The sequence below is a fragment of the Streptomyces sp. NPDC040405 genome (genome assembly GCF_055595765.1).
The window spans coordinates 914960-937673 of record NZ_JBVIVI010000003.1; the positions used below are offsets into that span (position 1 = coordinate 914960).

Annotated in this window: 25 protein-coding genes; 18 read left to right on the plus strand and 7 right to left on the minus strand. The window is 73.5% G+C overall.

Going from position 1 to position 22714, the window contains the following annotated elements; all coding sequences use genetic code 11:
- Positions 1-498: 498 nt before the first annotated feature.
- From ACZ59A_RS17610 to ACZ59A_RS17620, 3 genes are all read left to right on the plus strand, one after another.
- Complete coding sequence (locus tag ACZ59A_RS17610; protein ID WP_470959573.1) at positions 499-2433, plus strand: FUSC family protein; 1935 nt, start codon at positions 499-501, stop codon at positions 2431-2433.
- 127 nt (positions 2434-2560) lie between these two features.
- Positions 2561-3031 (plus strand): hypothetical protein, encoded by a 471-nt coding sequence (locus ACZ59A_RS17615; protein WP_470959575.1) that lies wholly within the window; start codon positions 2561-2563, stop codon positions 3029-3031.
- A 60-nt stretch (positions 3032-3091) separates the two neighbouring features.
- The gene (locus tag ACZ59A_RS17620; protein ID WP_470959577.1) at positions 3092-3481 is read left to right on the plus strand and encodes a tautomerase family protein; all 390 of its coding nucleotides are present in this window, start codon (positions 3092-3094) and stop codon (positions 3479-3481) included.
- A 3-nt stretch (positions 3482-3484) separates the two neighbouring features.
- Here ACZ59A_RS17620 and ACZ59A_RS17625 read toward each other — a convergent pair whose 3' ends face one another.
- The gene (locus ACZ59A_RS17625) at positions 3485-4975 is read right to left on the minus strand and encodes an AlkA N-terminal domain-containing protein (protein ID WP_470959579.1); all 1491 of its coding nucleotides are present in this window, start codon (positions 4973-4975) and stop codon (positions 3485-3487) included.
- A gap of 104 nt (positions 4976-5079) precedes the next feature.
- Between ACZ59A_RS17625 and ACZ59A_RS17630 the strand changes: the two genes are divergently transcribed.
- Positions 5080-6297 carry a DUF4032 domain-containing protein gene (locus tag ACZ59A_RS17630; RefSeq protein WP_470959581.1) on the plus strand — a complete coding sequence of 406 codons (1218 nt, stop codon included), beginning with the start codon at positions 5080-5082 and terminating at the stop codon, positions 6295-6297.
- Between the two features lie 40 nt (positions 6298-6337).
- Here ACZ59A_RS17630 and ACZ59A_RS17635 read toward each other — a convergent pair whose 3' ends face one another.
- From ACZ59A_RS17635 to ACZ59A_RS17645, 3 genes are all read right to left on the minus strand, one after another.
- Positions 6338-7096: a thioesterase II family protein gene (locus ACZ59A_RS17635; RefSeq protein WP_470959583.1), complete on the minus strand. Its 759-nt coding sequence runs from the start codon at positions 7094-7096 to the stop codon at positions 6338-6340.
- 138 nt (positions 7097-7234) lie between these two features.
- A complete protein-coding gene (locus tag ACZ59A_RS17640; RefSeq protein WP_470959585.1) occupies positions 7235-8059 on the minus strand; it encodes an ATP-grasp domain-containing protein in 825 nt (274 codons plus the stop codon).
- On the minus strand, positions 8056-8955 hold the full coding sequence (locus ACZ59A_RS17645) for an ATP-grasp domain-containing protein (protein WP_470959587.1): 900 nt from the start codon (positions 8953-8955) through the stop codon (positions 8056-8058). The genes ACZ59A_RS17640 and ACZ59A_RS17645 overlap by 4 nt, the downstream gene beginning before the upstream one ends.
- A gap of 160 nt (positions 8956-9115) precedes the next feature.
- Between ACZ59A_RS17645 and ACZ59A_RS17650 the strand changes: the two genes are divergently transcribed.
- Both ACZ59A_RS17650 and ACZ59A_RS17655 read left to right on the plus strand, forming a co-directional pair.
- A complete protein-coding gene (locus tag ACZ59A_RS17650) occupies positions 9116-10252 on the plus strand; it encodes a PfkB family carbohydrate kinase (protein WP_470959589.1) in 1137 nt (378 codons plus the stop codon).
- Entirely contained in the window at positions 10249-11178 is a 930-nt protein-coding gene (locus ACZ59A_RS17655) for a pseudouridine-5'-phosphate glycosidase (protein WP_470959591.1), read from the plus strand. The genes ACZ59A_RS17650 and ACZ59A_RS17655 overlap by 4 nt, the downstream gene beginning before the upstream one ends.
- On the opposite strand, the gene ACZ59A_RS17660 is transcribed toward ACZ59A_RS17655, so the two are convergent.
- Positions 11150-11980 (minus strand): methyltransferase domain-containing protein, encoded by an 831-nt coding sequence (locus tag ACZ59A_RS17660; RefSeq protein WP_470959592.1) that lies wholly within the window; start codon positions 11978-11980, stop codon positions 11150-11152. The two genes, ACZ59A_RS17655 and ACZ59A_RS17660, sit on opposite strands and share 29 nt — an antisense overlap.
- A gap of 68 nt (positions 11981-12048) precedes the next feature.
- On the opposite strand from ACZ59A_RS17660, the gene pdxR reads away from it, so the two are divergent.
- Positions 12049-13560, plus strand: coding sequence for a MocR-like pyridoxine biosynthesis transcription factor PdxR (pdxR, locus tag ACZ59A_RS17665; RefSeq protein WP_470959593.1), 1512 nt, complete (start codon positions 12049-12051; stop codon positions 13558-13560).
- A 107-nt stretch (positions 13561-13667) separates the two neighbouring features.
- Positions 13668-15161, plus strand: a complete 1494-nt coding sequence (locus ACZ59A_RS17670) for a glycosyltransferase family 39 protein (protein ID WP_470959595.1) — start codon at positions 13668-13670, stop codon at positions 15159-15161.
- Between the two features lie 12 nt (positions 15162-15173).
- Here the strand turns inward: ACZ59A_RS17670 and ACZ59A_RS17675 are convergent, their stop codons facing one another.
- The gene (locus ACZ59A_RS17675) at positions 15174-15833 is read right to left on the minus strand and encodes a PhzF family phenazine biosynthesis protein (protein WP_470959597.1); all 660 of its coding nucleotides are present in this window, start codon (positions 15831-15833) and stop codon (positions 15174-15176) included.
- Between the two features lie 10 nt (positions 15834-15843).
- Positions 15844-16209: a hypothetical protein gene (locus ACZ59A_RS17680; protein WP_468045833.1), complete on the minus strand. Its 366-nt coding sequence runs from the start codon at positions 16207-16209 to the stop codon at positions 15844-15846.
- Between the two features lie 163 nt (positions 16210-16372).
- Here ACZ59A_RS17680 and ACZ59A_RS17685 point away from each other — a divergent pair, with 163 nt between their 5' ends.
- The 10 genes from ACZ59A_RS17685 (at position 16373) to ACZ59A_RS17730 (ending at position 22666) form a co-directional block, all read left to right on the plus strand.
- The gene (locus ACZ59A_RS17685) at positions 16373-16732 is read left to right on the plus strand and encodes a hypothetical protein (RefSeq protein WP_470959599.1); all 360 of its coding nucleotides are present in this window, start codon (positions 16373-16375) and stop codon (positions 16730-16732) included.
- A complete protein-coding gene (locus ACZ59A_RS17690) occupies positions 16729-17619 on the plus strand; it encodes a hypothetical protein (RefSeq protein ID WP_470959600.1) in 891 nt (296 codons plus the stop codon). The genes ACZ59A_RS17685 and ACZ59A_RS17690 overlap by 4 nt, the downstream gene beginning before the upstream one ends.
- A 161-nt stretch (positions 17620-17780) precedes the next feature.
- Positions 17781-18170 carry a roadblock/LC7 domain-containing protein gene (locus ACZ59A_RS17695; RefSeq protein WP_468045839.1) on the plus strand — a complete coding sequence of 130 codons (390 nt, stop codon included), beginning with the start codon at positions 17781-17783 and terminating at the stop codon, positions 18168-18170.
- Between the two features lie 81 nt (positions 18171-18251).
- Positions 18252-19028: a GNAT family N-acetyltransferase gene (locus tag ACZ59A_RS17700; protein WP_470959602.1), complete on the plus strand. Its 777-nt coding sequence runs from the start codon at positions 18252-18254 to the stop codon at positions 19026-19028.
- A 59-nt stretch (positions 19029-19087) separates the two neighbouring features.
- Positions 19088-19447 (plus strand): MmcQ/YjbR family DNA-binding protein, encoded by a 360-nt coding sequence (locus tag ACZ59A_RS17705; RefSeq protein ID WP_470959603.1) that lies wholly within the window; start codon positions 19088-19090, stop codon positions 19445-19447.
- A 153-nt stretch (positions 19448-19600) separates the two neighbouring features.
- Positions 19601-20041 carry a hypothetical protein gene (locus ACZ59A_RS17710; protein WP_470959605.1) on the plus strand — a complete coding sequence of 147 codons (441 nt, stop codon included), beginning with the start codon at positions 19601-19603 and terminating at the stop codon, positions 20039-20041.
- Positions 20042-20187: 146 nt separating this feature from the next.
- Positions 20188-20478 (plus strand): hypothetical protein, encoded by a 291-nt coding sequence (locus ACZ59A_RS17715; protein WP_470959606.1) that lies wholly within the window; start codon positions 20188-20190, stop codon positions 20476-20478.
- Between the two features lie 32 nt (positions 20479-20510).
- Positions 20511-21482, plus strand: a complete 972-nt coding sequence (locus ACZ59A_RS17720; RefSeq protein ID WP_470959608.1) for a GlxA family transcriptional regulator — start codon at positions 20511-20513, stop codon at positions 21480-21482.
- Positions 21479-22102 carry a DJ-1/PfpI family protein gene (locus tag ACZ59A_RS17725; protein ID WP_470959610.1) on the plus strand — a complete coding sequence of 208 codons (624 nt, stop codon included), beginning with the start codon at positions 21479-21481 and terminating at the stop codon, positions 22100-22102. The genes ACZ59A_RS17720 and ACZ59A_RS17725 overlap by 4 nt, the downstream gene beginning before the upstream one ends.
- 33 nt (positions 22103-22135) lie before the next feature.
- Positions 22136-22666, plus strand: a complete 531-nt coding sequence (locus ACZ59A_RS17730; RefSeq protein WP_470959611.1) for a GNAT family N-acetyltransferase — start codon at positions 22136-22138, stop codon at positions 22664-22666.
- Positions 22667-22714 lie beyond the last annotated feature (48 nt).

Genomic DNA, 22714 nt, shown 5'->3' on the forward strand with positions numbered 1-22714 from the left:
GACTCGGCCAATTGGCCCGAGGCCGCGCATCTGTCCTGATCTAACGTCACGTGCACGGGGTACTCCACGCTTGGGGTGTCGGCTCGGGCGATGCGGGGCTGCCGGAGCAGCAGGAGGGAACCGGCTCACCAGGTGAGCCGGTTGGTAAACGATCGTTCTGCAAGCGGCGACACGGAGGCTAGTTGGCCTTGCGTGCACAGCACAACACGCTGAGTTCAAAGATGGCCAATGAGGGTCACATATGAGCCTGGCATGTGCACGAGCGGGTGGGCGTCATGAATAAACCCGGTCAAAATTCAAAAGCGGCCGGTCATCGGCGAGCATCGGCGCCGTGCCCCCGGCCTCCGCCGCCCGGCCTGCGGTCACATGCCCCGGGATCGGTGGTTGTCAACCGCCGACGGCTCACATGGCGGAAACGTGCACGTTACGAAAGCTCCGCCCGGCTCACGTACCGTCGGGGACCGTACCCCTCACACCCACCCGGATCACGGAGGATCCTTGCGCGCGCTTCCCGCCCTGCCCGACTGGCTGACACACCCCCTGCGCGGGGTGCGGGCCCTGCGCGGCCCCGTGCCCTGGCCCGCGGTGCTGCGCGGAGCGCTCGGCGTGGGCCCGGTGGTGGCGGCGGGAGTGGCCACCGGAAACACCCCCGCCGGGGTGACCGCGGGCCTCGGCGCGATGTTCGCGCACATCAACGACCGCCCGGCCACCCGCCGCACCCGCACCGTACGCATCGGGCTCCCGGCCCTCGCGGGAGCCGTCGGCCTCTTCGCCGGAGCCTCGTTCGCCGCGCTCGGGCTCGGCCCGTGGATCGCCCTCGCACTGGCCACCGTCGGGCTCGTCTCCGGCGCCCTCAGCGCCGTCGGGCCGGTCTGCTCGGCGGCCGGAGTGCAGTTGATGGTGCTCTCCGTGGTCGGGGCCGGTATGCCGCTGCCCGAACCCCCGCCGGTACGCGCGGGGATGCTGCTCGTCGGCGCCACCTGGGTCATCGTGATGGCCTCACTGCTGCCCCTGGTCGGCCGGTTCCGCCCGGCCTCCGCCCCCGGGCCCGACGAACGCGGTGCGGTCGCCGCCGTGTACGACGCGCTCGGCGACCTGATGACGGTCGTCGGCACCGAGGGCGCCCAGGCCGCGCGGCGGCGGCTGACCTCCGCGTACGACACCGCGTACGAGGCCCTCTACGCCCACCGGATCCCCTGGCAGCGCCCCGACGAGGAGGAACGGCGGCTGCGGGACCGGCTCGCGGTGGCCGGAGGGCTGAGCGAAGCGGTGCTGACCCTGCTGTGGGAGAACGAAACCCTGCCCGCCCGGGTCACCCGCACCCCCGCCCAGCTCGCCCGCTCGGTACGCACCGGACTGCCCCCGGGGCGCCTGCCCGCCCCCGTCCCCAGCACCGCGGGCAGCATCGCCGTCCACCGGGCGGTCCTGCTCGCCGCGCGCGTCTTCGACGGCGAACCCGCGCCCCCGGTCGGCAACGTCGGACCCGGCCACCGGCAGCGGCTGCGCCGGATGCTCGGCCCGGCCGGACGGGAGTACGCGGCCCGGGTCGCCCTGTGCGTCGGCGTGTCCACCGTGCTCGCGCGCTCGCTGCAGGGCGACCACTGGTACTGGCTCCCGGCCACCGCCACCTTCCTGGTCAAGCCCGACATGGGCCCGCTCGTCTCGCGCGCCCTCTCCCGGGCCTTCGGCACCGCGGTGGGCGTGGCCGTCTTCGGCGTGCTCGTCACGCTGCTCGGCCGGCTGACCGGAGTTCCCGGGCTGTGGCCGGTGGCGGTGGCGGCGGTGTGCGCGGCGCTCATCCCCGTCTCCGTACGCCACTTCGCTCTCCAGACGGCCGTGCTCACCCCGCTGCTGCTGTCCCTGGTCTACCTCGGCGGCGACACCGACCCCGGCTACACCCGGCTCATGGACACCCTGCTCGCCTGCGCGGTCGTGCTCGCCGCAGGCGCCCTGCCCGGACTCGGCGGCCCGCGCGCCCAGGTGTCCGTCCGCCTCTCCCTCGCCGTCCGCGCCACCCGCGACCACCTGGACCGGGTGCTGACCGCCGAAGCGCCCTACGCCGAGCGGCTGCGGCTGCGCCGCGAGGCGTACCGCACGCTGGCCGACGCGCGCCGCACGGTGGAGGTGGCGAGCGCCGAACACCCCCCGTTCGGCCGGGACTTGGCGGCCTGGGCGCCGGTGGTCTCGGCGCTGGAGGAGATCGTGGACGCCGCCACCGCGTGCGGCGTCCGCCTCGACCAGGGCGCACCGTACCCCGACGCGGAACTGACGGCCCGGCTCCGTGCCGGTCTGTCCGACCTGGCCGACGCCGTCGCCACCCGCCGCCCCCCGACGGACCTGGTGCTGCCCGCCGGGGCGGCGGTGACGGACTGCGCGACCCTCGCGGACGTCACCGCCGGGCTGCGCCGGGCCCGCCGACTGGCCTCGAACTGAGCCTTCGTGGGCCCTGTGACACCGCTGTTACCGGAGGCGTGGCCTCCACCACAGCCCGGCGGGCCCGGACCTGGTGGGGTTGCCGGATGGATACCTCCCCACTCCACGGACGGCAGGTGGCGCAGGCGTGATCGTGGGTCTCGGCATCTCCGCAACCTGCGCCCTCGGGGCGCTGATCGCTCTGCTCGGCGTCCTCGCGATGGCGTTTCCGGGCCGGCCCGAGCCCTGGCCGGTGCACCTGATGCAGCGCGCCGCGGGGCTGACCGCCTTCGCGGCGGCATCCATCTACTCCCTCGGGCTCTTCGGCGTTCTGTCGTCCGAGCAGGAGACCGACAACGGCGCGGACTCGAGTCCCGCCCCGGCATGCCGTGACGGCTTCGCGGCCGACACGGTCCGGCACCTGACCCACCACCGGTCGTCTTACCTGCCGCTGCGCTTCGACTGCGTCCTCGACGACGGCTCCACCTACCCCAGCGACCCCGACTACGCGTGGATGAACTGGGCGACGCTCTTCCTCCTGCTGTCCGGGGCAGTACTGATCGTCGGCGCGGGCTACGTTTCCGAGTTCCGCGCCCGGAAGGACCTCGGGCGCCGCTGACTGTACCTACTAGTATGTACAGTCGCATGCTCCAGCCTCGACCGAAGGAGTACCGCCGCCATGCCATTCGTCCGTATCGACGCGCTGAGGGCCGACGGCGAGAGGCTCGACGCGCTCGGCCGTGCCGTGCACGACGCCCTGACCGAGACGATCGGCTTCCCGCCCGACGACCGCTTCCAGGTCCTGACCAGCCACGACGGCATCAGCAGCACCCTGGCTTACGACGACTACCTCGGCGTGCCCCGCGACGACGGCATCGTGTACATCGCGATCACCATGCGCTCCGGGCGCACCCCCGCCCAGAAGCAGGCCCTGTACCGGCGGATCGCCGAACTCGCCCAGGAGTACGCGGGGACCGAGCCGCGCAACGTGTTCATCACCCTGACGGAGAACACGTCCATCGACTGGTCCTTCGGCTACGGAACGGCCCAGTACGCGGTCTCGGACTGAGGCTCACGCCAGGGCGGGGCGGGCGGTCTTCGGGGCGTTCCAGAAGTGGTGCATGGCGTACGAACGCCACGGCCGCCAGCCCTCGGAGTCCTCCAGGAACGCCCCGGCCCGGCGCGCCCCCGCCCGCACCGCGACGTCCCCTTCCAGCAGGACATCCGGGTCGCCCAGCGCCCGCATCCGGATGTAACCGGCCGTCCACGGGCCGACGCCGCGCAGCGCCAGCAGCTCCTTCTCGGTCCGGTCGCGGTCGGCGCCGGTGTCGAGACGCACCGCCCCGGTGGCGAGCGCGGCGGCCAGCGTGCGCAGGGTCGCGCGCCTGCTCTCCGGCATGCCGAGATGCGTGAGCGGGCTGTCGGCGAGGTCGTCGGCGCCCGGGAAGAGATGGGTGAGCCCGCCGCTGGGCTCCGTGAGGGGCGTACCGTACGCGGCGACCAGGGCGTTGCCCAGCCGCTGCCCCGCGGCGACCGACACCTGCTGGCCTAGCACGGCGCGCACGGCCAGCTCATGTGCGTCGGACGAGCCCGGCGAGCGCAGTCCGGGCCGCGCCGCCACCAGGGGCGCCAGCGCGGCGTCGGCGCCCAGCCGTTCGGCGACCGCGTACGGATCGGCGTCGAGGTCGAACAGGCGGCGGATCCGCTGGGTGGCGGTGGTCAGGTCGCGCAGCTCGGTCAGGTGCAGCCGGCACTCCAGCCAGCCGTCCCCGGGGCGCTCGTCTATCTCCACGACACCGCAGCCGTGCGGCAGCCGCAGGGTACGGCGATACGTGCGGTCACCCGGGTCGCCCACGACCTCCTCCACTCCCGTGAGGGCGCGGCGGGCGAGATAGCCGAACACCTCCGCGGTGGCGTACGGACCGCGGTAGGCGAGCCGCAGCGGCACCCCGGCCGACGCGGCCCCCGCCGCCTGGCGCCCCACCGGCCCGAACCGCGAGTCCCGGCCCGAGCGGGCCGCGCGCAGCTCGGTCGGGGTGGCGGCGTAGATCTCCCGGATGGTGTCGTTGAACTGCCGCACACTGGCGAACCCCGCCGCGAACGCGATCTCGGCGGCCTGCAGGGCGGTCGTCTGCAGCAGTATCCGCGCGGTGTGGGCGCGCTGCGCGCGGGCCAGCGCGACGGGCCCGGCCCCCAGCTCCGCCCCCAGCTGCCGCTGCACCTGGCGGGCGCTGTACCCCAGCCGCGCCGCCAGCCCGGCCACCCCCTCCCGGTCGACCACCCCATCCCCGATCATCCGCATGGCGCGCCCGACGGCGTCCGCCCGGGCGTTCCACTCGGCGGAGCCGGGCACCGCGTCGGGACGGCAGCGCCGACAGGCCCGGAAGCCCCCGCCCTGCGCCGCGGCCGCGGTCGGGAAGAAGCGCACGTTCTTGCGGTGAGGCGTGGTCGCCGGACAGCTCGGGCGGCAGTAGATCCCGGTGGTGGCGACGGCGAAGAAGAACTCGCCGTCGAAGCGCGCGTCACGGCTGCACACCGCTTCGTACATGCTGTCTTCGCTCATCACACCCCTACTGTGCGCCATCCCGGCGCGGTGCGCTGGCGGAAATCGGACACGACGCTCCCTCGCTCCGGAGTTCGCACACCCGTGCCGCACACTGTTGTCCCATGGAGCTCCAGATCACCGCCACCTCGCCCGAGCAGCCCGCGTCCCTGCTCGATCTGCCGTGGCACATACCGCTGGAGGAGTGGCCGGAAGAGCATCTGGTCGCCCTGCCGCGCGGCATCTCCCGCCACGTCGTGCGGTTCGCGCAGGCGGGTGGCGAGGTGGTCGCCGTCAAGGAGGTCGGGGAGTGGGCGGCGGTGCGCGAGTACGGGCTGCTGCGCGACCTGGACCGGCTCGCCATTCCCGCCGTGGACGCGCTCGCTGTGGTCACGGGGCGGTCCGGCCGGGACGGTGAGCCGCTGGAGCCGGTGCTGGTCACCCGCCATCTGGTGGGGTCGCTGCCGTACCGCTCGATGTTCGAGACGACCATGCGGCCCAGCACCATCAAGCGGCTGCTCGACGCGCTCGCCGTGCTGCTGGTGCGGCTGCATCTGGCCGGTTTCGCGTGGGGGGACTGCTCGCTGTCGAACACCCTCTTCCGCCGCGACGCGGGCGCGTACGCCGCGTATCTGGTGGACGCCGAGACCGGGCAGATCCAGCCGAAGCTCACCGACGGGCAGCGGTCGTACGACGTGGAGGTGGCCCGGGTGAACATCGCCGGGGAGCTGATGGACCTGGAGGCGAGCGGATCCCTGCACCCCTCGGTCGATCCGGTGCTGTTCGGCCAGGACATCGAGGAGCGGTACACCGCGCTGTGGCACGAGCTGACCCGGCAGTCCGTCTATCCGGTGGCCAAGCGCCGCTACATCGACCGGCGGGTGCGGCGCCTGAACGACCTGGGCTTCGACGTGGCCGAGATGCAGATCGAGCGCTCACCGGACGGGGAGTCGGTCACCTTCCTGCCGAAGGTGGTCGACGCGGGCCACCACCAGCGCCAGCTGCTGCGGCTGACCGGTCTCGACGCGGAGGAGAACCAGGCCCGCAGCCTGCTCAACGACCTGGAGGCGTGGATGGCCACCCAGGAGGACTACGCCCCCGGCGACCCCCTCGGCGCCCGCCCGGAGGTGCTGGCCCACCGCTGGGTGCGCGACAAGTTCCGGCCGACGGTGCGGACCGTCCCCCTGGAGCTGCGCGGCTCCGCCGACATCGCGCAGATCTACTACGAGGTGCTGGAACACCGCTGGCTGCTGGCCGAACGGTGCCAGGGCGACGTGGGCCTGCAAGCCGCCGCCGAGGACTACACCCGCAACGTCCTGGGCGGTGTCCGCCCGCCGGGGTGACCGACGGGCGGGCGGCGAAGGCCGGGTGGCGCGGCGCGGGTCAGGGGCGCAGCGTCGACAGCGTCTGCGAGATGGACGCGATGACGGCCGGTGCCTCGTCGTTGAGGTAGAAGTGGCCACCGCTGTACGTGTGCAGCTCGAAGCCGCCGGTGGTGTGCTCGCCCCACTTGCGGGCCTCGTCGACCGTCGCCTTGGGGTCGCTGTCGCCCACGTGGACGTGGATGGGGGTGGTGAGCGGGGGACCCGGCGTGTAGCGGTAGGTCTCCGCGGCCTTGTAGTCGCTGCGGATCGCGGGCAGCACCATCCGCAGCAGCTCCTCGTCCCCGAGAACCTGCGAATCGGTGCCGCTGAGCGCCTGCATCTCGGCGATGAGACCGTCGTCGTCGCGCAGATGGACCGACTCGTCGCGACGCGTGGACGGCGCGCGCCGCCCCGACGCGAACAGCACCACCGGCACCACGCCCTTCTGCTCCAGGCGCAGCGCCACCTCGAAGCCGAGCGTCGCGCCCATGCTGTGCCCGAACAGCGCGAGCGGCTTGTCCGTGTACGGCAGCAGCTCGGGCACCAGCGCGTCGGCCAGCTCGCCGATGGTGCTGACGCACTCCTCGTTACGGCGGTCCTGGCGGCCCGGGTACTGGATGGCGAACACGTCCACCGCCGGGGCGAGCGCCTTCGACACGGGGAAGTAGTAGGAGGCCGATCCGCCGGCGTGCGGCAGGCAGACGAGCCGCGTCGTCGCGTCCGGCGCGGGATGAAACTGCCTGATCCACAGACTGGTGCCGGTGGGGTTTGCGGTCACCTGACGTCCTTTCGTGCCACTGGTCCGACGGCGCGCGCTCGCGCGCACGGATACAAGCCTGCCGGGTCGGCCCGAACGGCTACAACCCCTATTTTTCGGACGCGTTGCAGCTAGGGGGTGCCTTGGCTGATCCGCCGATCAGGCCCGGACGGCGGGGCGGGTGGCGGCGGCCCGCACCGTCAGCGCCGCCAGCGCCTCCGGCGCTCCCGCCTGCCCCCGGATCCCCGGGAACGCGTTGATGTCCACGATCACCGGCCCGTCCGGCCCGCGCAGCACATCCACCCCGTACACCTCCAGCGCGAACACCGACCCGACCCGACGCACCAGATCCAGCCATCCGGGCGGCAGATCGTCCAGGGGGAGCGGCAGCGTCAGACGGCCCTCCCTGCCCACGGCCAGCTCGGAGGTCCGCAGCGCGGCGAACACCGTGTCCGCGACTACCCACAGCTTGTGGTCCCAGCCGTCGTTGGGGGTGAAGTCCTGGACCACCACGGGCTCGTCGGGCCATGCGGCGGCAAGCTCCGCGAGGCGCAGGGGGCCGTCCACCCGGGCCACCAGATCGCGGCGGCGGCTGTACCGGCTCTTGACGACCACGGGGTACGCGAGCCGCGCCGCGTCGAGCTGTCCGAGCGCGGACACCGTACGGGTTTCCGCGAACGGCAGACCCGCCCGCCGGGCCAGCGCCGCCATCGCCGTCCGGTCCTGGCAGAGTTCCGTGGCCGCGGCGGAGTTGACCACCGCCGCGCCGCGCTCCTCCAGGGACCGGGCCAGCGCCAGCGCCCTCGGCGTACGCGCCTTCAGCAGATAGACGTCGGCGAGCCCGCCGGGCACGGCCGTGGGCCCGCCGGGCGCGGCCGCGGCCTCCGGGTCGATCGCGACCAGCTCATGGCTCGGCGTCAGCAGGGCTTTCGTGTCGGCGAGGAGCTGATGGCCCGGGTCGGCGGTGATGAGACCGACCCTCATCCGGCACCCCCCACCGTCGCGGGCAGCGGCACCGGCACCCGCACGGGTGCGGGCAGGGCGCCGAGCACCGCGCCGGGCCCGGTCGCGCCCCGCCGGGCCAGCTCCAGCACCGCGCGCCCCACCCGCGCCGCCGCGTCCGGTACCTCCTTGAAGCTGGGGAAGTCGTTCACGTCGACGACCACCGGGCCGTCCGGTCCCAGCAGGATGTCCACCCCGTACAGGTCGAGCCCGTACACGGTCCCGACCTCGGCGGCGATCGCGGCCACTTCGGGGGTCAGCGCGGCCCGGCGCCCCCGTACGCCCCGGTCCGGGCCGAGCGGCGAGCCGCGCTCGGTCGCGTACAACTCGCCGCCGACGCAGTACACCTTGAGGTCGATGCCCGAGTTCGGCACATAGGGCTGGGCGATCAGCATGCCCTCCTGGGCCAGTTCGGGGCCGAGCGCCGCCAGCCGGTCCGGCGACGGCACCAGCCGCACCGCCCGTCCCGAGCTGCCGTCCGCGGGCTTGACCACCAGCGGGAACTCCGACTCCGGTATCTCCGCCAGCGCTTCGGGGCGGGCCGCCGCGTAGGTGGTCGGCACCGGCAGGCCACGGCTGCGGCCGATCGCCGCCGCCAGCGCCTTGTCCCGCACCCCGCGGATGGACCGCGCGTCGTTGACGGTGGTGAGCCCGACCGCGGCGGCGGCCTCCAGCAGCGTCAGACCGGGCCCGCCGGACACGGTCTTGAGCACCCAGGCGTCATGGCTTCCGGCCTCCATGGCGTCGGATATCCGCAGCAGGGAGCTGCCGGGCCGCAGGATGTCCACCTGATGGCCCCAGGCGGTGAGCTGACGGATCACCTCTTGCGGCATTCCGTCATGGCGATAGCGCTCCTCCACCAGAAAGCAGAGTCTCATCGGCCTTCTTCCTCATCACCGGACACGTCCCCCGGGCTGTTGCCGAGCGGGTCCGGCAAGCCTTGTGCCCCTCAGGATGTCATCACGTGTTCTCCCGTCATTTCCTGCCCCACCCGGGGCGCTCTGTTTATCGGGCTAAATTTCCTTTACTGTCCTGAACATGATGCTGACCCGACGGGAGCGGGAGGTTCTCGCGCAGCTGCGCCGGGACCCGCTGGCCGGAGCCCAGGCGATCGCCGACGCCCTCGGCACCACCCGGGCGGCGGTCAACGTCCATCTGTCCAACCTGGGCAAGAAGGGCGCCGTCCTGGGGCGCGGCTACATCCTCCGCCAGGAGCACGCGGTGGTGGTCATCGGCGGCGCCAACGTGGACGTCAAGGTGCGCAGCCTGGCGCCGCTCGCGTACCGCACCAGCAACCCGGGGCACGCCCACACCAGCCCCGGCGGGGTGGCCCGCAACGTGGCGGAGAACCTGGCCCGGCTGGGCACCCCGACCCATCTCATCGCCGCCGTCGGCCGGGACCCGGCGGGGGAGCGGCTGCTGAGCGAGACCCAGGCCACCGGGGTGCGGATCGACCACGTCCACCGCGGTACGCACCCCACCGGCACCTATACGGCGGTGCTGGACGAGAACGGCGAACTGGCCGTGGCCATCGCCGACATGGCGGCCACGGACGGGCTCGGCCCCGAGCAGCTGCAGCCCGCGCGCGAACTCATCGGCAACGCGAGCATGCTGGTGCTCGACGGCAACCTCTCCTCCCCGGTGCTGGCCTACGCGCTGGACATCGCGGGCGCCGCCGGGGTCCAGACGGTGATCGACCCGGTGAGCGTGCCCAAGGCGGCGCTGCTCGCGCCGCTGCTCGCCGCCGGGCGCCCGGTCTTCGCCGTCACCCCCAATGTGGCCGAGCTGGGCGCCCTCACCGGCCGCGACACCGGCCGGGGCACCGGCGACGACGACCGGGAACTGAGGGACGCCGTGGCCGCGCTGCACGAGCGCGGCGTCCAGTACGTATGGGTGCGGCTCGGCGAGCGCGGCTCCCTGCTGAGCGGCGTCGGGGAGGGCCTCACCTTCCTCGACGCACCCCCGGCCGAGGTCCAGGACGTGACCGGCGCCGGAGACGCGATGCTCGGCGCGTTCGTCCACGCCCTGCTCACCGGCGAGAACCCGGTGGCCGCCGCCCGCTACGGCCACGCCGCCGCCGCGCTGACGGTGGCGACCACCGCCACCGTACGGCCTGATCTGACCTCGCGCCTCGTCGAGGACGCGCGACACGCCCCACCGCGGAGGACGACATGACCACCCCCCACCCCCGGCTGGCCCTGACCGAGGAGGTCCGGGAGGCCCTGCGCGACGGACGGCCCGTGGTCGCGCTGGAGTCCACGATCATCAGCCACGGCATGCCGTATCCGCAGAACGTCGAGATGGCCACCGAGGTCGAGGCCATCATCCGCGCCGAGGGCGCGGTCCCGGCCACCATCGCCGTCCTCCACGGCACCCCGCGCATCGGACTGGGCCGCGCCGATCTGGAACTGCTGGCCACCGACGGGGGCGTCGGCAAGGTCAGCGTGCGCGACCTGGCGCATGTCATGGCGCGCGGCGGCCACGGCGCGACCACCGTGGCGAGCACGATGCGGCTCGCCGCGCTCGCCGGGATCAGGGTCTTCGTCACGGGCGGCATCGGCGGGGTGCACCGCGGGGCGCAGCAGTCCTTCGACATCAGCGCGGACCTCACCGAGCTGTCCACCACCGCGGTGGCGGTCATCAGCGCCGGGGTGAAGAGCATCCTCGACATCGGTCTCACCCTGGAGACCCTGGAAACCCTGGGCGTGCCGGTGCTCACCTACGGCACCGACGACTTCCCCGCGTTCTACTCCCGGGTGAGCGGTTTCGCCTCCCCGCTGCGAGCCGACTCCCCGGAGGAGATCGCCGCCGTGATGCGCGCCCAGTGGGATCTGGGCCTCCCGGCCGGGCTGAGCATCGCCAACCCGGTCCCGGAGGCGGACCAGATCCCCGCCGAGCGGATCGACGGCATCATCGAACAGGCCCTGGCCGAAATGGCGGAGGCGGGCATCAGCGGCAAGGACGCCACGCCCTATCTGCTGGGCCGCATCGTGGAGCTGACGAAGGGCGAGAGCCTGCGCACCAATATCGCGCTGGTCAAGAACAACGCCCGGCTCGGCGCCCGGATCGCCATCAACTACGCGGCGGATACCGCGGATTGAGCGCGACCGCCTTGAAGAACGTGTAGTGGAAAGTGCCGTCAGCGTCTGCGGTCCGGTGCAGATCGGCGATGCCCCGGTCCCAGTCGGCGGCCGTGGACACCCCCGCGGCCAGCGCGTCCTCCCGGACGGATGCCACCATGGCGATGAAGGTGTCGCGGGTGAATCGCTCGACCAGGTCGGGCCGGGTCCGGTCGGCGTAGACGGTCCGCGGCCGGACCGTGACGCCGTGGAATCCGGCATGGGTCAGCAGCGGCTGCAACTCCCGCCCGATCAAGGCGTTTCCGCCCGCCTCGGACTGCAGCCGGTTCAGGCCGCCGATCGCCGCGTGGGCGTAGGCGCTGCGCGGGTGGAAGAGCGCCGAGCCATGGTCCCCCTCGATGACCGTGACGGTGCCTCCCGGCCGCAGCACCCGCCGCAGCGCGGTCAGCGCCTTCCCCGGGTCCGGCAGATGCTCCAGCACGAAGCACACGAACAGATGGTCGAAGGCGGCATCGGGGAATGGCAGATCGAACAGATCGGCCCGCTGCCACGCGACGTCGGCCCCGGGCACCTGGGCCGCCACCCGCGCACGGGCCTGCGCGAGCGACGTCTCGGAGACATCGACCGCCACCAGCCGCGCCCCCGGGCTGTTCGCGGCCAGATGCACCGTCTGGGCGCCGACTCCGCACCCCACCTCCAGCACCCGGCTCCCCGGCGGATACGCCGTGCCGGTGTGCAGCAGCTCCGCCAGGACGTCGGCCTGATCGCCCAGCCGCCGGGCCTCGTGCTGCGAATAGCCATGGACATAGCCGATCGCCGTCATCCCGCGCCCCTCACTCGGTTTTCCCCGCCAGCACCTTCACGCGTCGATCCTGGCGTCACAATGGTCCGATGGACAGGTCCAATGAAGGCACTCTCCACGGGTCCATAGCGCCCGGCGCCGACTTCCTGCAGCTGGACCTCGGCGACGCGCCGCCCGGCGGGCTCTCCGACTGGCTGGCCCGGCGGCTCCGGCGCGCGATAGCCGACGGACGGCTGCCGGTCGGGTGCAGGCTTCCGGCCACCCGGGTGCTCGCCGCCGAACTGCGCGTCTCCCGGGGCGTGGTGACCGAGGCGTACCGGAGGCTCACCGAGGACGGGCATGTCGCCGGGCGCGGGCGCGGCGGGACCGTCGTCGTCGCCGCTCCCGTGACGGCACGGGAGCCCGTGCTGACGCCGCCGCCCGGCCCCGGGACGCCGGGCGGTCCGTTCGCCACCGAGCCCGGCGCGGACGTGTTCGACGTGCTGCGCGCGGCCCCGGCCCGGATCGATCTGTCCCCCGGCGTTCCCGACCTCACCGCGTTCCCCCGCGCCGCGTGGCTGCGTGCCGAACGCACCGTCCTCGCCGCCCTCACCCCGGCCGACTTCGGATACGGCGACCCGCGGGGCACTCCGGAGCTACGGCTCGCCATCGCCCACTGGCTGGCCCGCAACCGCGGGATCAGGGCCGATCCCGACGAGATCGTGGTCGTCGCGGGCACCACACAGGCCCTCGGGCTGCTCGGACGGGTGCTCGGCGACGACGGCATCCGCGAGGTCGCCGTGGAGGACCCCGGATCGCTCGGGGTCCGGCAGCACCTGCGCCACGCGCGGCTGTACACCCCGCCGGTCCCGGTCGACGCCGAGGGGATCCGGGTCGACGCGCTGCGCGCCCAGGGCGCACCCGCCGTCCTGGTCACCCCGGCCCATCAGTTCCCCACCGGGGTGGTGCTCGGCGGCCACCGGCGCCGTGAGCTGACGCGGTGGGCCGACGCGGGCGGGCTCATCGTCGAGGACGACTACGACGCCGAGCACCGCTACGACCGGCCCCCGGTCCCGGCCCTGCACTCGATGCTGCCGGAACGGGTCGCGTACGTCGGAAGCGTGTCCAAGCTGTTGGCCCCCGCCCTGCGCATCGGCTGGATGATCCCCCCGCCCCCGTACCGCGACGCCGTCGTCGAGGCCAAGCGCTACGCCGACCTCGGCAACGCCGCGCTGCCCCAGCTGGTGCTGGCGCACCTGATGGAGTCGGGGGTGATGGAGCGTCAGCTGCGGCTGCTGCGCACCCGCCACCGCCGCCGCCGGGACGCGATGATCGACGCGATCGCCGCCCGGCTGCCCGGCGCGGTGGTGCACGGCGCCGCGGCGGGACTGCATCTGACGGTCACCTTCGACGCCGGGTCCGCCTCCGACACCGAGGCGTTCGCCGACACCGACCTGGCCGCCGCCGCGCTCGCCCGCGGGGTGAAGGCCCAGCCGCTGTCCTGGCACGGTCAGCGCCGCCCGCACCGGCCCGGACTGGTGCTGGGCTACGCCGCGCGCACGGCCACCGAGATCGCCGAAGGCGTGGCCATCCTCGGCGACGCGCTGCGCGCCCTGCGCTGAAGCGGGCCACTGGACGCGGTCGTTCCGGGTGCGGCGGGTGGCGGCACGCCGCTACGCTGCGGTCGGGCCAACGGCGCAGGGGGCGCCGTACGCCGGGGGAGTGTGCCATGGGCGCGACGAACCACCGGGCGGCACCAGTGCCGTTCGCCACCGTCCCGGTACTCGGCGTCGCCGCCGCCGTCGCCACGGTGCTCACCGCGCTCTCCGGACGCTACGGATACCACCGCGACGAGCTGTACTTCCTGGCCGCCGGAGACCATTCGGCCTGGGGGTACGTGGACCAGCCCCCGCTGACCCCGCTGCTCGCCAGGGCGGCCACCGCCGTCTTCGGGAACAGCCCGGCCGGGCTGCGGGTGCCTGCCACCCTCGCGTGCGCCGCCGTCGTCGTCCTGGTCGCCGCCCTGGCCCGGGAGCTGGGCGGGGGCCGCGTGGCGCAGCTGCTGGCGGCGTGCTGCGCGGCCGTCTCGGGCATCGTCCTGGGCACCGGGCACATGGTCTCCACGACCACCTTCGACCTGCTCGCCTGGCTGCTGATCTGTCTGCTGGTGCTACGGGCGCTGCGCACCGGGGACGGCCGCTGGTGGCTCGCGGCCGGGGCCGCCGCCGGGATCGGTCTGCTGAACAAATACCTGGTGGTGCTGCTGCTCGCCGTCCTGCTCGCGGCCGTGCTCGCGCTCGGGCCGCGGCGGACGCTGCGCGGCGGATGGTGGGTGGCCGGAGCCGCCGTGGCGGCGGCCTTCGCCCTGCCGAACGTGTGGTGGCAGGCGGCGCACGGCTGGCCGCAGCTGACGGTGGCCGACGGGATCAGCTCCGACGACGGCGCAGAGAACCGGCTGATGTTCGTCCCGCAGCAGATCGTCTATCTGTCCCCGCTGTTCGTCCCCGTCTGGATCGCGGGCTGGCGGCGGCTGTGGCGCGACCCCGCGCTGCGCTGGGCCCGCGCCGTGGCCCTCGCGTATCCGCTGCTGTGCGCGCTGGTGCTGCTGACCGGGGGCAAACCGTATTACGCGCTTCCGCTGCTCCTCGTCCTCCTGGCGGCGGGCTGCGAGCCAGTGGCCCGATGGATGACCCGTACCGCCCGTACCGCCCTCGTGGCGGTGGCCGTCGTCGTCTCGGCCGTGATGAGCGCCGTGGTGACCCTTCCGGTGCTGCCGCCCGGTGCGCTGTCCGTGGTGAACGCGGTCAACCCGGAGCAGGGCGAACAGATCGGCTGGCCCGCCCTGGTGGACGCCGCCGCGACCGGCTGGTCCCGGATCCCCGCCGACCGGCGCGCCCGCGCCGTGATCTTCGCCGAGAACTACGGCGAGGCGGGCGCCCTCGCCCGCTACGGCCCGTCCCGCGGGCTGCCCCGCCCGTACTCCGGCCATATGAGCTACGCCGACTGGGGCCCGCCGCCCGCCTCCGCCGACGGCCCGGTGCTGCTGATCCACCAGGACGGAAGCGACCGCGTCACCCGCCACTTCACCGGCTGCCGCCGGGTGGCCCGGGTCGACAACCGCCACGGTGTGGACAACGAGGAACAGGGCGCCGCGGTCGTGCTGTGCACGGGAACGGACCGCCCCTGGCCGGAGCTGTGGCCCGCGCTGCGCCACCTCTACTGACGCGGGGCCAGGTCAGAGCGAGCGGACCTCGGCGAGGGCGACCCGGCCGCCGATCTCGATGGAGCCGTCCGGCTGGGGGCTGGTGAGGATCTGGGAGCCCCTGCCCTGCGTGATGTTGAGGGCGCGGCCCAGCTCACCGGAGAGCACCAGGGCGGCGGCGCCGGTGGCCTCGTCCTCCACGATGCCGTCGCCGCGGCGCGGGAAGGCGCGGGCGCGCACCCGCCCCGCCGGTTCGTCCTGCCATGCCCATGCGTACAGCCAGCCCTCTCCCTCCGGAGGCGAGGGGAGGGCGTCGACCTCGGCGGCGGAGGCGTGCTGCCGGGTGCGCCGCCCGGACGCCCATGCGGGGTGGCCGCCGATCCAGGTGAACTCGCCGTCCTGGCGGGCCGGGACCTCGCCGACGGGCGGCAGCAGCTCGGGGAGGTCCAGCAGCCAGGCGACGCCCACCAGCGGATGGCCCGCGAAGAGCAGCCGGACGCTGGGGGTGTAGATGTCGACGACGCCGCGCTCCGGATCGTCGACGAAGACGGTCTCGCTGAAGCCCAGCCGGGCGGCCAGCTCCTGCCGTGCCCGCTCACCGGTCACGGCGCTGCCGTCGCGCACCACGCCCAGCTCGTTGCCGCCGTGGCCGCGGGGACCGCAGAACACCCTGAGTACGTCGAGATCCGTCATGGCTTAAGGGTCAGACGTTCAGCTCGTTGTCGATGCGCTTCAGCCCGTGCCGGGCGAGCGCCAGGTTGGCCCGCGCCCGGTCCAGGGCCAGGTAGAGGAAGAGCGACCCGCCGCTGCCGGCGATCAGCCGGATGAGGTGGTACTGCGTGCCCAGCGTGATCAGGATGTCCTCGATGGCGTCCGTGATGCCAAGCGTGGCGAGCGTGCGGACCTTGGCCCGGACGACCTCGGTGTTGCCCGCAGCGGCGATTTCGAGGTCGAGTTCCTGCCCCCCGCCGATGGACCCGAGCGACATGCCGCTTTCGTAGTCCACGAGCGCGGCCCCGAGTGCCCCGTCGATGGCCATCGCTTCTTTGAGGGCGCTCTCGATGTTCATGTGCTTCCTTCGCAAGGCCGATAGCCGGAGCCCATTGTTCCGTTGGTACCAAAGCTGTCGGCAGACGATAGCTCGGGAACCATAACTAGTAGCCGAGTGGTCCAAGTTGTGCAAGATGATGCTTAAACTATCGTGCCTGATGCTACGCAGTGAAAGGTCACAGGTGAACGCAGCCGAAGCGGCGCTCTCCGGAGCGCTCGCGTCTCCGGGAGTTTTGGGCGTCCGTCTGGTGGACGCGGTCACCGGTCTCCCCTACGCAGCGGTGGGGGACGCCGACTCCGTCGGCCGGGGCGAGGACCTGGCAGAAACGATCAGCCTGATCAGCGACCGGCTGAACCAGGCCGGTGCGGCGGGGGAGCTGGAGAGCGTCGTCGTCACCACTACGCGCTTCCACCACCTCACCCAGGTGGTGCCGCGCGGCCAGGACCCCCTGCTGCTGTGCGCCGCGGCCGACCGCGACCGCACCAATCTCGCCCTCGCCATGCGGCACATGGCCGATTCCGCGAAGACCGTGCTGACATGAGCGACGGCTCCCCGCGCCACAGCGACTCCCCGCGCCACGACGGCTCCCCGCGCCACGACGGCTCCCCGCGCCACCGTACGTCGCCGCGCAACGTTCCCGGCCTGCTGCTCTCGCTCCAGCAGGATCGTTTCAGCGGAGCCGTGTCGGTCTCCGGGCCGATCGGCGGGACGATCCATCTGCACCACGGAGCGATCCGCGCGATCGAGACCCCCGGAGCGCCCACCGCGGAGGCCCTGCTGCTGAAGTCCCGGCGGATCGGCGAACCGGAGTGGGACGCCGCCTGCACCGCGGCCGGTCCCGGGAGACCGCTCGACGCCACGCTCGTCGAATTGGGCCACATCGGCGCCGCCGAACTCGAAATCCTGTGCGTGGGCGCCCTCTACGACGCCGCCTTCGCCATGGCGCTCAGCACCCCCGACAGCTGGCAGGTCGACCTGGAGACGCCGGGCCCCCGGCTCAGCCACCGGGCGGGCACCGACCCCCGGCGGCTCACCGAGGAGACCAGTCGCCGGGTGCGGCAGCTGGCCAAGTCCCTCGGCCCGGTACGGGAGTTCGGCCACGAGCGGATCCGGCCGTCCGCCCGGGCCACCGCCGTGATCGGGCGGCTCTCCGCCCGCTACCGCGACATCCTCCTCAGCGCCGACGGACGCCGTACGCCCCGGGACATCGCCTTCGCGCTGGGCCGCGGCGTCTACCCGGTGATGCTCGACATCTCCCGTATGAAGGCGCTTCAGCTCATCGCGCCAGAGCCCCCGCGGCCTCCGGCCACCGCGCCCCGGGTCGCCCCCCGAGACCCCGCCGCGGAGCCGCCGCGCGCCGTGGCACCCGCTGGCGGCGGACTGCCCAGACGTACCCCGGTCGACCGGCGGCCGGAGAGTACCGGCTGATCCCGGGACGGACGGCGACTCCCATGGGCACCCGGTGTCCGTGGGCCTCATCTCCCCGTGGGAAACCACCGCGGGTTTCAGGAGTTCCACCGGCTCGTACCGCCGCCGCGGCCCCCGACCGCGGCGACGGCGAGCCCCGAAGGAGTCCGAGGAGGACCCCCATGACCAACCCCCCACCCGCCGCCGGTGCGTCGTCCGGCGACCTCGTCAAGGAACTGACCGGTCTGCGCGGGCAGGTCCTGGGCATCTCCGAGAGCATCATCGCCACCACGGACGGACTGCTGGTGGCCGCCGACACCGCCGACGTGCAGCCGGAGTCCCTGGCCGCCCTCTCCGCGGCCTCGCTCGCGCTGGGCAAGCGGTCCGCCGCCGAAGTGGGGCTGGGCAGCCTGCGCGAGGTGGTCACCCGCTGCAACGGTGGCTACAGCGTCGTCCTGGCCGTCGGCGAGCAGGCGCTGCTGGTGGTCCTCGGTGACGAGGGTCTGGACCTGGCCGCCCTGCGCCGGGAGGCCCCGGCCGTCGTGGAACGGCTCGACGGCCTGCTGTCCTGACGGTACGGGCAGCCCCGACCGTCAAGTGACCCCGCCGGTAAACCGGTTGCGGGCGCGGACCCCCGGTGCTGAGGTGACCGGATGGACCTTGACGCGGTACGGGAGCTGTTCGACCGGCAGCTGAGACAGGGGGCACAGCCCGACGGACCCGGGACCCGGGTGGAGCGCGTGGCCGGGGTGGTACGGCAGACCGGCGCCGCCGACGACTGGAACGGCGTCCGCTGGTCGGATCTGGACGCGGCCACGGCGGATGCGGCCATCGCGGCGCAGATACGGTACTTCACCGCCCGGGGGTGCGCCTTCGAGTGGAAGCTGTACGCCCATGACCGGCCCGGTGACCTCGGCGGGCGGCTCGCGGCGGCGGGTTTCACCGCCGAGCCCGAGGAGACGGTGATGGTCGCCCCGGTGCGGGACCTGCCCACCGCCGTCGACCTCCCCGAGGGCCTTCGGCTGCTCCAGGTCACCGACGCCGCGGGGGTGGATCTCATGGTGGACGTCCACGCGCGGGCGTTCGGCACCGACAGCGGCCACCTCAGGCACCGGCTGCTCAGCCGGCTGCGCGAGGCGCCGGACACGGTCGTCCCGGTCGTCGCCATGGCCGGTGACCGGCCGGTGAGCGCCGCGCGGATGGAATTGCCCCCGGGAGCGGACTTCGCCGGGCTGTGGGGCGGCGGCACCGTGGCGGAGTGGCGCGGCCGGGGCCTGTACCGGGCCCTGATCGCCTTCCGCGCCCGCATCGCCGCCGAGCGCGGCTACCGCTACCTCCAGGTCGACGCGTCCGACCAGAGCCGCCCGATCCTGGAGCGGCTCGGCTTCGCGCCGCTGACCACGACCACGCCGTACGTGTACGACAGCTAGTCACACAGCCCCCCGGCGCTCCCGGTGGCATTGTCGGTGGTGTGCTCTACGGTCATGCCATGATCACGCCTGACGATGTCCGCCGGATCGCGCTGTCGCTGCCGCAGACCACCGAGAAGATCGCCTGGTCCATGCCCACCTTCCGGGTCGCCGGGAAGATGTTCGCCACGCTCCCCGAGGACGAGACCTCGATGGCCGTCCGGTGCCCCAAGGTGGAGCGGGACGAGCTGGTGCTCGCCGAGCCGGAGAAGTTCTGGATCGCCGACCACGAGGCGGGCTTCGCCTGGGTGCGGGTGCGGCTCGCCGCCCTGGAGGACGCCGACGAGCTGCGGGACATTCTCGTCGACTCCTGGCGGCAGGCCGCGCCGACCGCACTGCTCGACGCGCTGCCGGAGTCCGGCGCGGCGTCCTCGGACTGACGCCTCCTCACCCACCCACCTCCTCGCGTTATATAGATATGTGTGTTCGAGGAGGTAACCGACACGGGTGAAATGCCCGACTCTTTCGGGCTATCGGAGTGCTGGCTTCCGCTCTTCGCGGTTCTCTGGAAGGAGACCAGTGAGGGAGGCCGCATGGTGCACGGCCGCGAGACGGACCACCGCGCTACTCCCGGTCGGCCGTGCACCGTCCTGCTGATCGCGCTGCTGGCGCTCACGCTGCTGCACGGTCTGCTCTCCCTCGGCGCCGTCCATCCGCCGCCGCCCTCCGCGAACCGCTGCGGGCCCGGCGTCCTGTCACCGGCCGCGTCGCCGGAGAGGGACGATCCGTCCGACCCGCGTCCGGCCGCCCGCGCCGCCCATGAACTGGGCCGCCACCCGGCCGGTCATCCCGGGAGCGCCTGCGCCACCTCGGTCGGCTCCCACCGGTCCCTTCCCACGGCGCCGCTGCACCTCGCCGTCGCGGTCGTCCGCGCTCGCGCCACGGACCGTACGGCGGGCAGCGCCGTCTCCGGCTCCGCCGCCGAGGCCGCACCCCGCAGGCTCCCCGCACGGGACGTCGTCCTGCGCTGCTGAGCGGGCCCCGGGCCGTATCCGCATCCCGTAACTCTCCCGCATCCCCCGTGTCTTCCGTATGTGCCGCCGCCGTACGGGCGCAGCGCGGGTGCGGTACGGCCTGCCCGGATCAGCCAGCCGCCGTCCGACACCGCAGGAGCCCCCGCATGCCCATCGACGTCTACGCCGCCATGGGTGCGCTGGTACGTGCCGAAGCCGCACGCCAGTACACCGTCCCCGCCCAGACCGACGCCTCCGCACCCCCGACCGGGCCGCCCGAGGCGGCCCCGGTCCCCGTGGCCACCCCGCCGGGCACGAGCCCGCCGCCCCGTACCGCCGCGCCGTCCCGCGCCGCCCGGTCGTCCCGTACGGCCGCGCCCGGCCCGGTGCGGCGCCGCGGCGGGTTCCTGCGGTCCCTGCGCACCGCATGGCGCGATGTGTGGGGTATGTGTCGTTGACGCCATGAGGTGCGGGAACGCAGCCTTGAGGGGTGAACGAGCGACGCATCGTCTTCGTGATCTTCGACGGGTTCCAGTCCCTCGATCTCACCGGCCCACACGAGGTGTTCCAGCACGCCGCCGCGCTCGCGGGCGGCTACCGCCACCAGATCGTGGCACCCCGCCCGGGGCCCGTGGCGTCGTCCAGCGGACTGCCGGTGCACGCCGCGCACGGGGTGGCCGACCTCGACCCCGGCGGCATCGACACCCTGGTGGTGGCGGGCGGCGCCGGGGTCGACCGGGCGTGCCACGATCCGGCGCTGACCGGGTGGATCGCCGCTGCCGCGGTCGGCGCCCGCCGGATCACCTCGGTGTGCAGCGGGGTGTTCCTGCTGGCCGCCGCCGGGCTCGTCGACGGGCTCCGGGTGACCACCCACTGGGCGCGCGCGGAGCAGCTCGCCCGGGAACATCCCGGCCTGCGGGTCGACAGCGACCCCATCTTCGTCCGGGACGGCCGGGTCTGGACCTCGGCCGGGGTGACGGCCGGGATGGATCTCGCGCTCGCCCTGGTCGAGGAGGATCTGGGGCGGGAGGTGGCCCACGCCGTCGCCCGCGAGATGGTGCTGTTCCTGCGCCGCCCCGGCGGCCAGTCCCAGTTCAGCGTGGGGCTGTGGTCGACGCAGCCCGCCACCGACTCGCTGCGCGCCGTGGTGTCCGCGATCCATGCCGACCCCGGCGCCCGGCACGACATCGCCGAGCTGGCCGCGTGCGCCGGGATGAGCCCCCGCCATCTGCAGCGCAGATTCACCGCCGAACTCGGCACCCCTCCCGCGGCCTATGTGGAGCGGGTGCGGGTGGAGGCGGCGCAGCGTGCGCTCGCGGGGGGCGACGACCCCGTGGAAACCATCGCCCGGCGCTATGGCTTCGGCACCGCCGAGACCCTGCGCCGCGCGTTCCACCGGCAGGTCGGCGTCGCGCCGTCCGACTACCGGGACCGATTCCGATCCACGAAGGAGCAGATATGACGACGTACGGGCTGCTGGTTTTCGAAGGGGCCGAGGAACTCGACTTCGTCGGACCCTGGGAGGTGTTCACCGTCTCCTCGATGCTGCGCGACCACGCCGACACCGCCGTCCTCATCGCCGAACAGCCCGGCGCTGTCCGCTGCAACAAGGGCATGCGGGTGCTGCCGGACCACACCCTGGAGGACCATCCGCCGCTGGACGTCCTGCTGGTGCCGGGCGGCAGCGGCACCCGCGGCGAGGTGTCCAACCCGGCGGTCATCGAGTGGATCCGCCGCACCTCCGCGGCCGCCGACTGGACCACCAGCGTGTGCACCGGGGCGCTGCTGCTGCACGAGGCAGGCCCGGCGCGCGGCCGCAGGGTCGCCACCCACCATCTCTTCGAGGACGCGCTGGAAGCGCGCGGCGACATCACGGTGGTGCGCGACGCGCGGTACGTGGTGGACGGCTCGCTGGTCACGAGTCAGGGCGTCTCGGCCGGGATCGACATGGCGCTGTGGCTCGTCGGCCGTCTCCACGGCGTCGACCACGCCCGCGCCGTACGCCGCTACATCCAGTACGAGCCCGCGCCGCCGTACCTCGCCGACGAACCGGCCGCCGACCGCGAAGGGGCGGCCGGCTGATCGCACCGGGAGCTTATTGCGTACGATCTGCAGGTGCATGAATACAGCATCAGGACCGCGACAGCCGATGACCTCGACGCCGCCCGCGGCGTGATGCTCGACACCGTCTACCGCGACTTCGGGACGGGGTACGTGCCGCGCTGGCACGCCGACATCATCGATCCCGGCGCCGCCTATCTGCGCTCGCCGCGGCACACCCTGCTGGTCGCGGTGGACGAGCGGGACGGGACGGTCGCCGGGACCGGGGCCCTCGACTCCCGGGGACCGGCCCATCCACCCAACCCCGCGTGGCTGGCCGAGCGGTACCCGTCGGGGGAGACCGCCCAGCTGCGCCGGGTGTACGTACGGCCCGAGTGCCGCCGCCGGGGGCTGGCCCGCCGCCTGGTGGGCGCGCTGCTCGACTTCGCCGCGGCCGACGGCGGCTACCGCGCCGTCTATCTGCACACCGACCCGGGTGTGCCCGGCGCCGAGCCGTTCTGGCGGTCGCTGGGGAAGGCCGTGTGCGACGAGCGGGAGGAGCCGGGGGACAGCCGGGTCCTGCACTTCGAGGTTCCCATGGCCTGACCCTGCCGGGTTAGTGGAAATGATTGTCATGTAGTCTTTGGCTCCCCT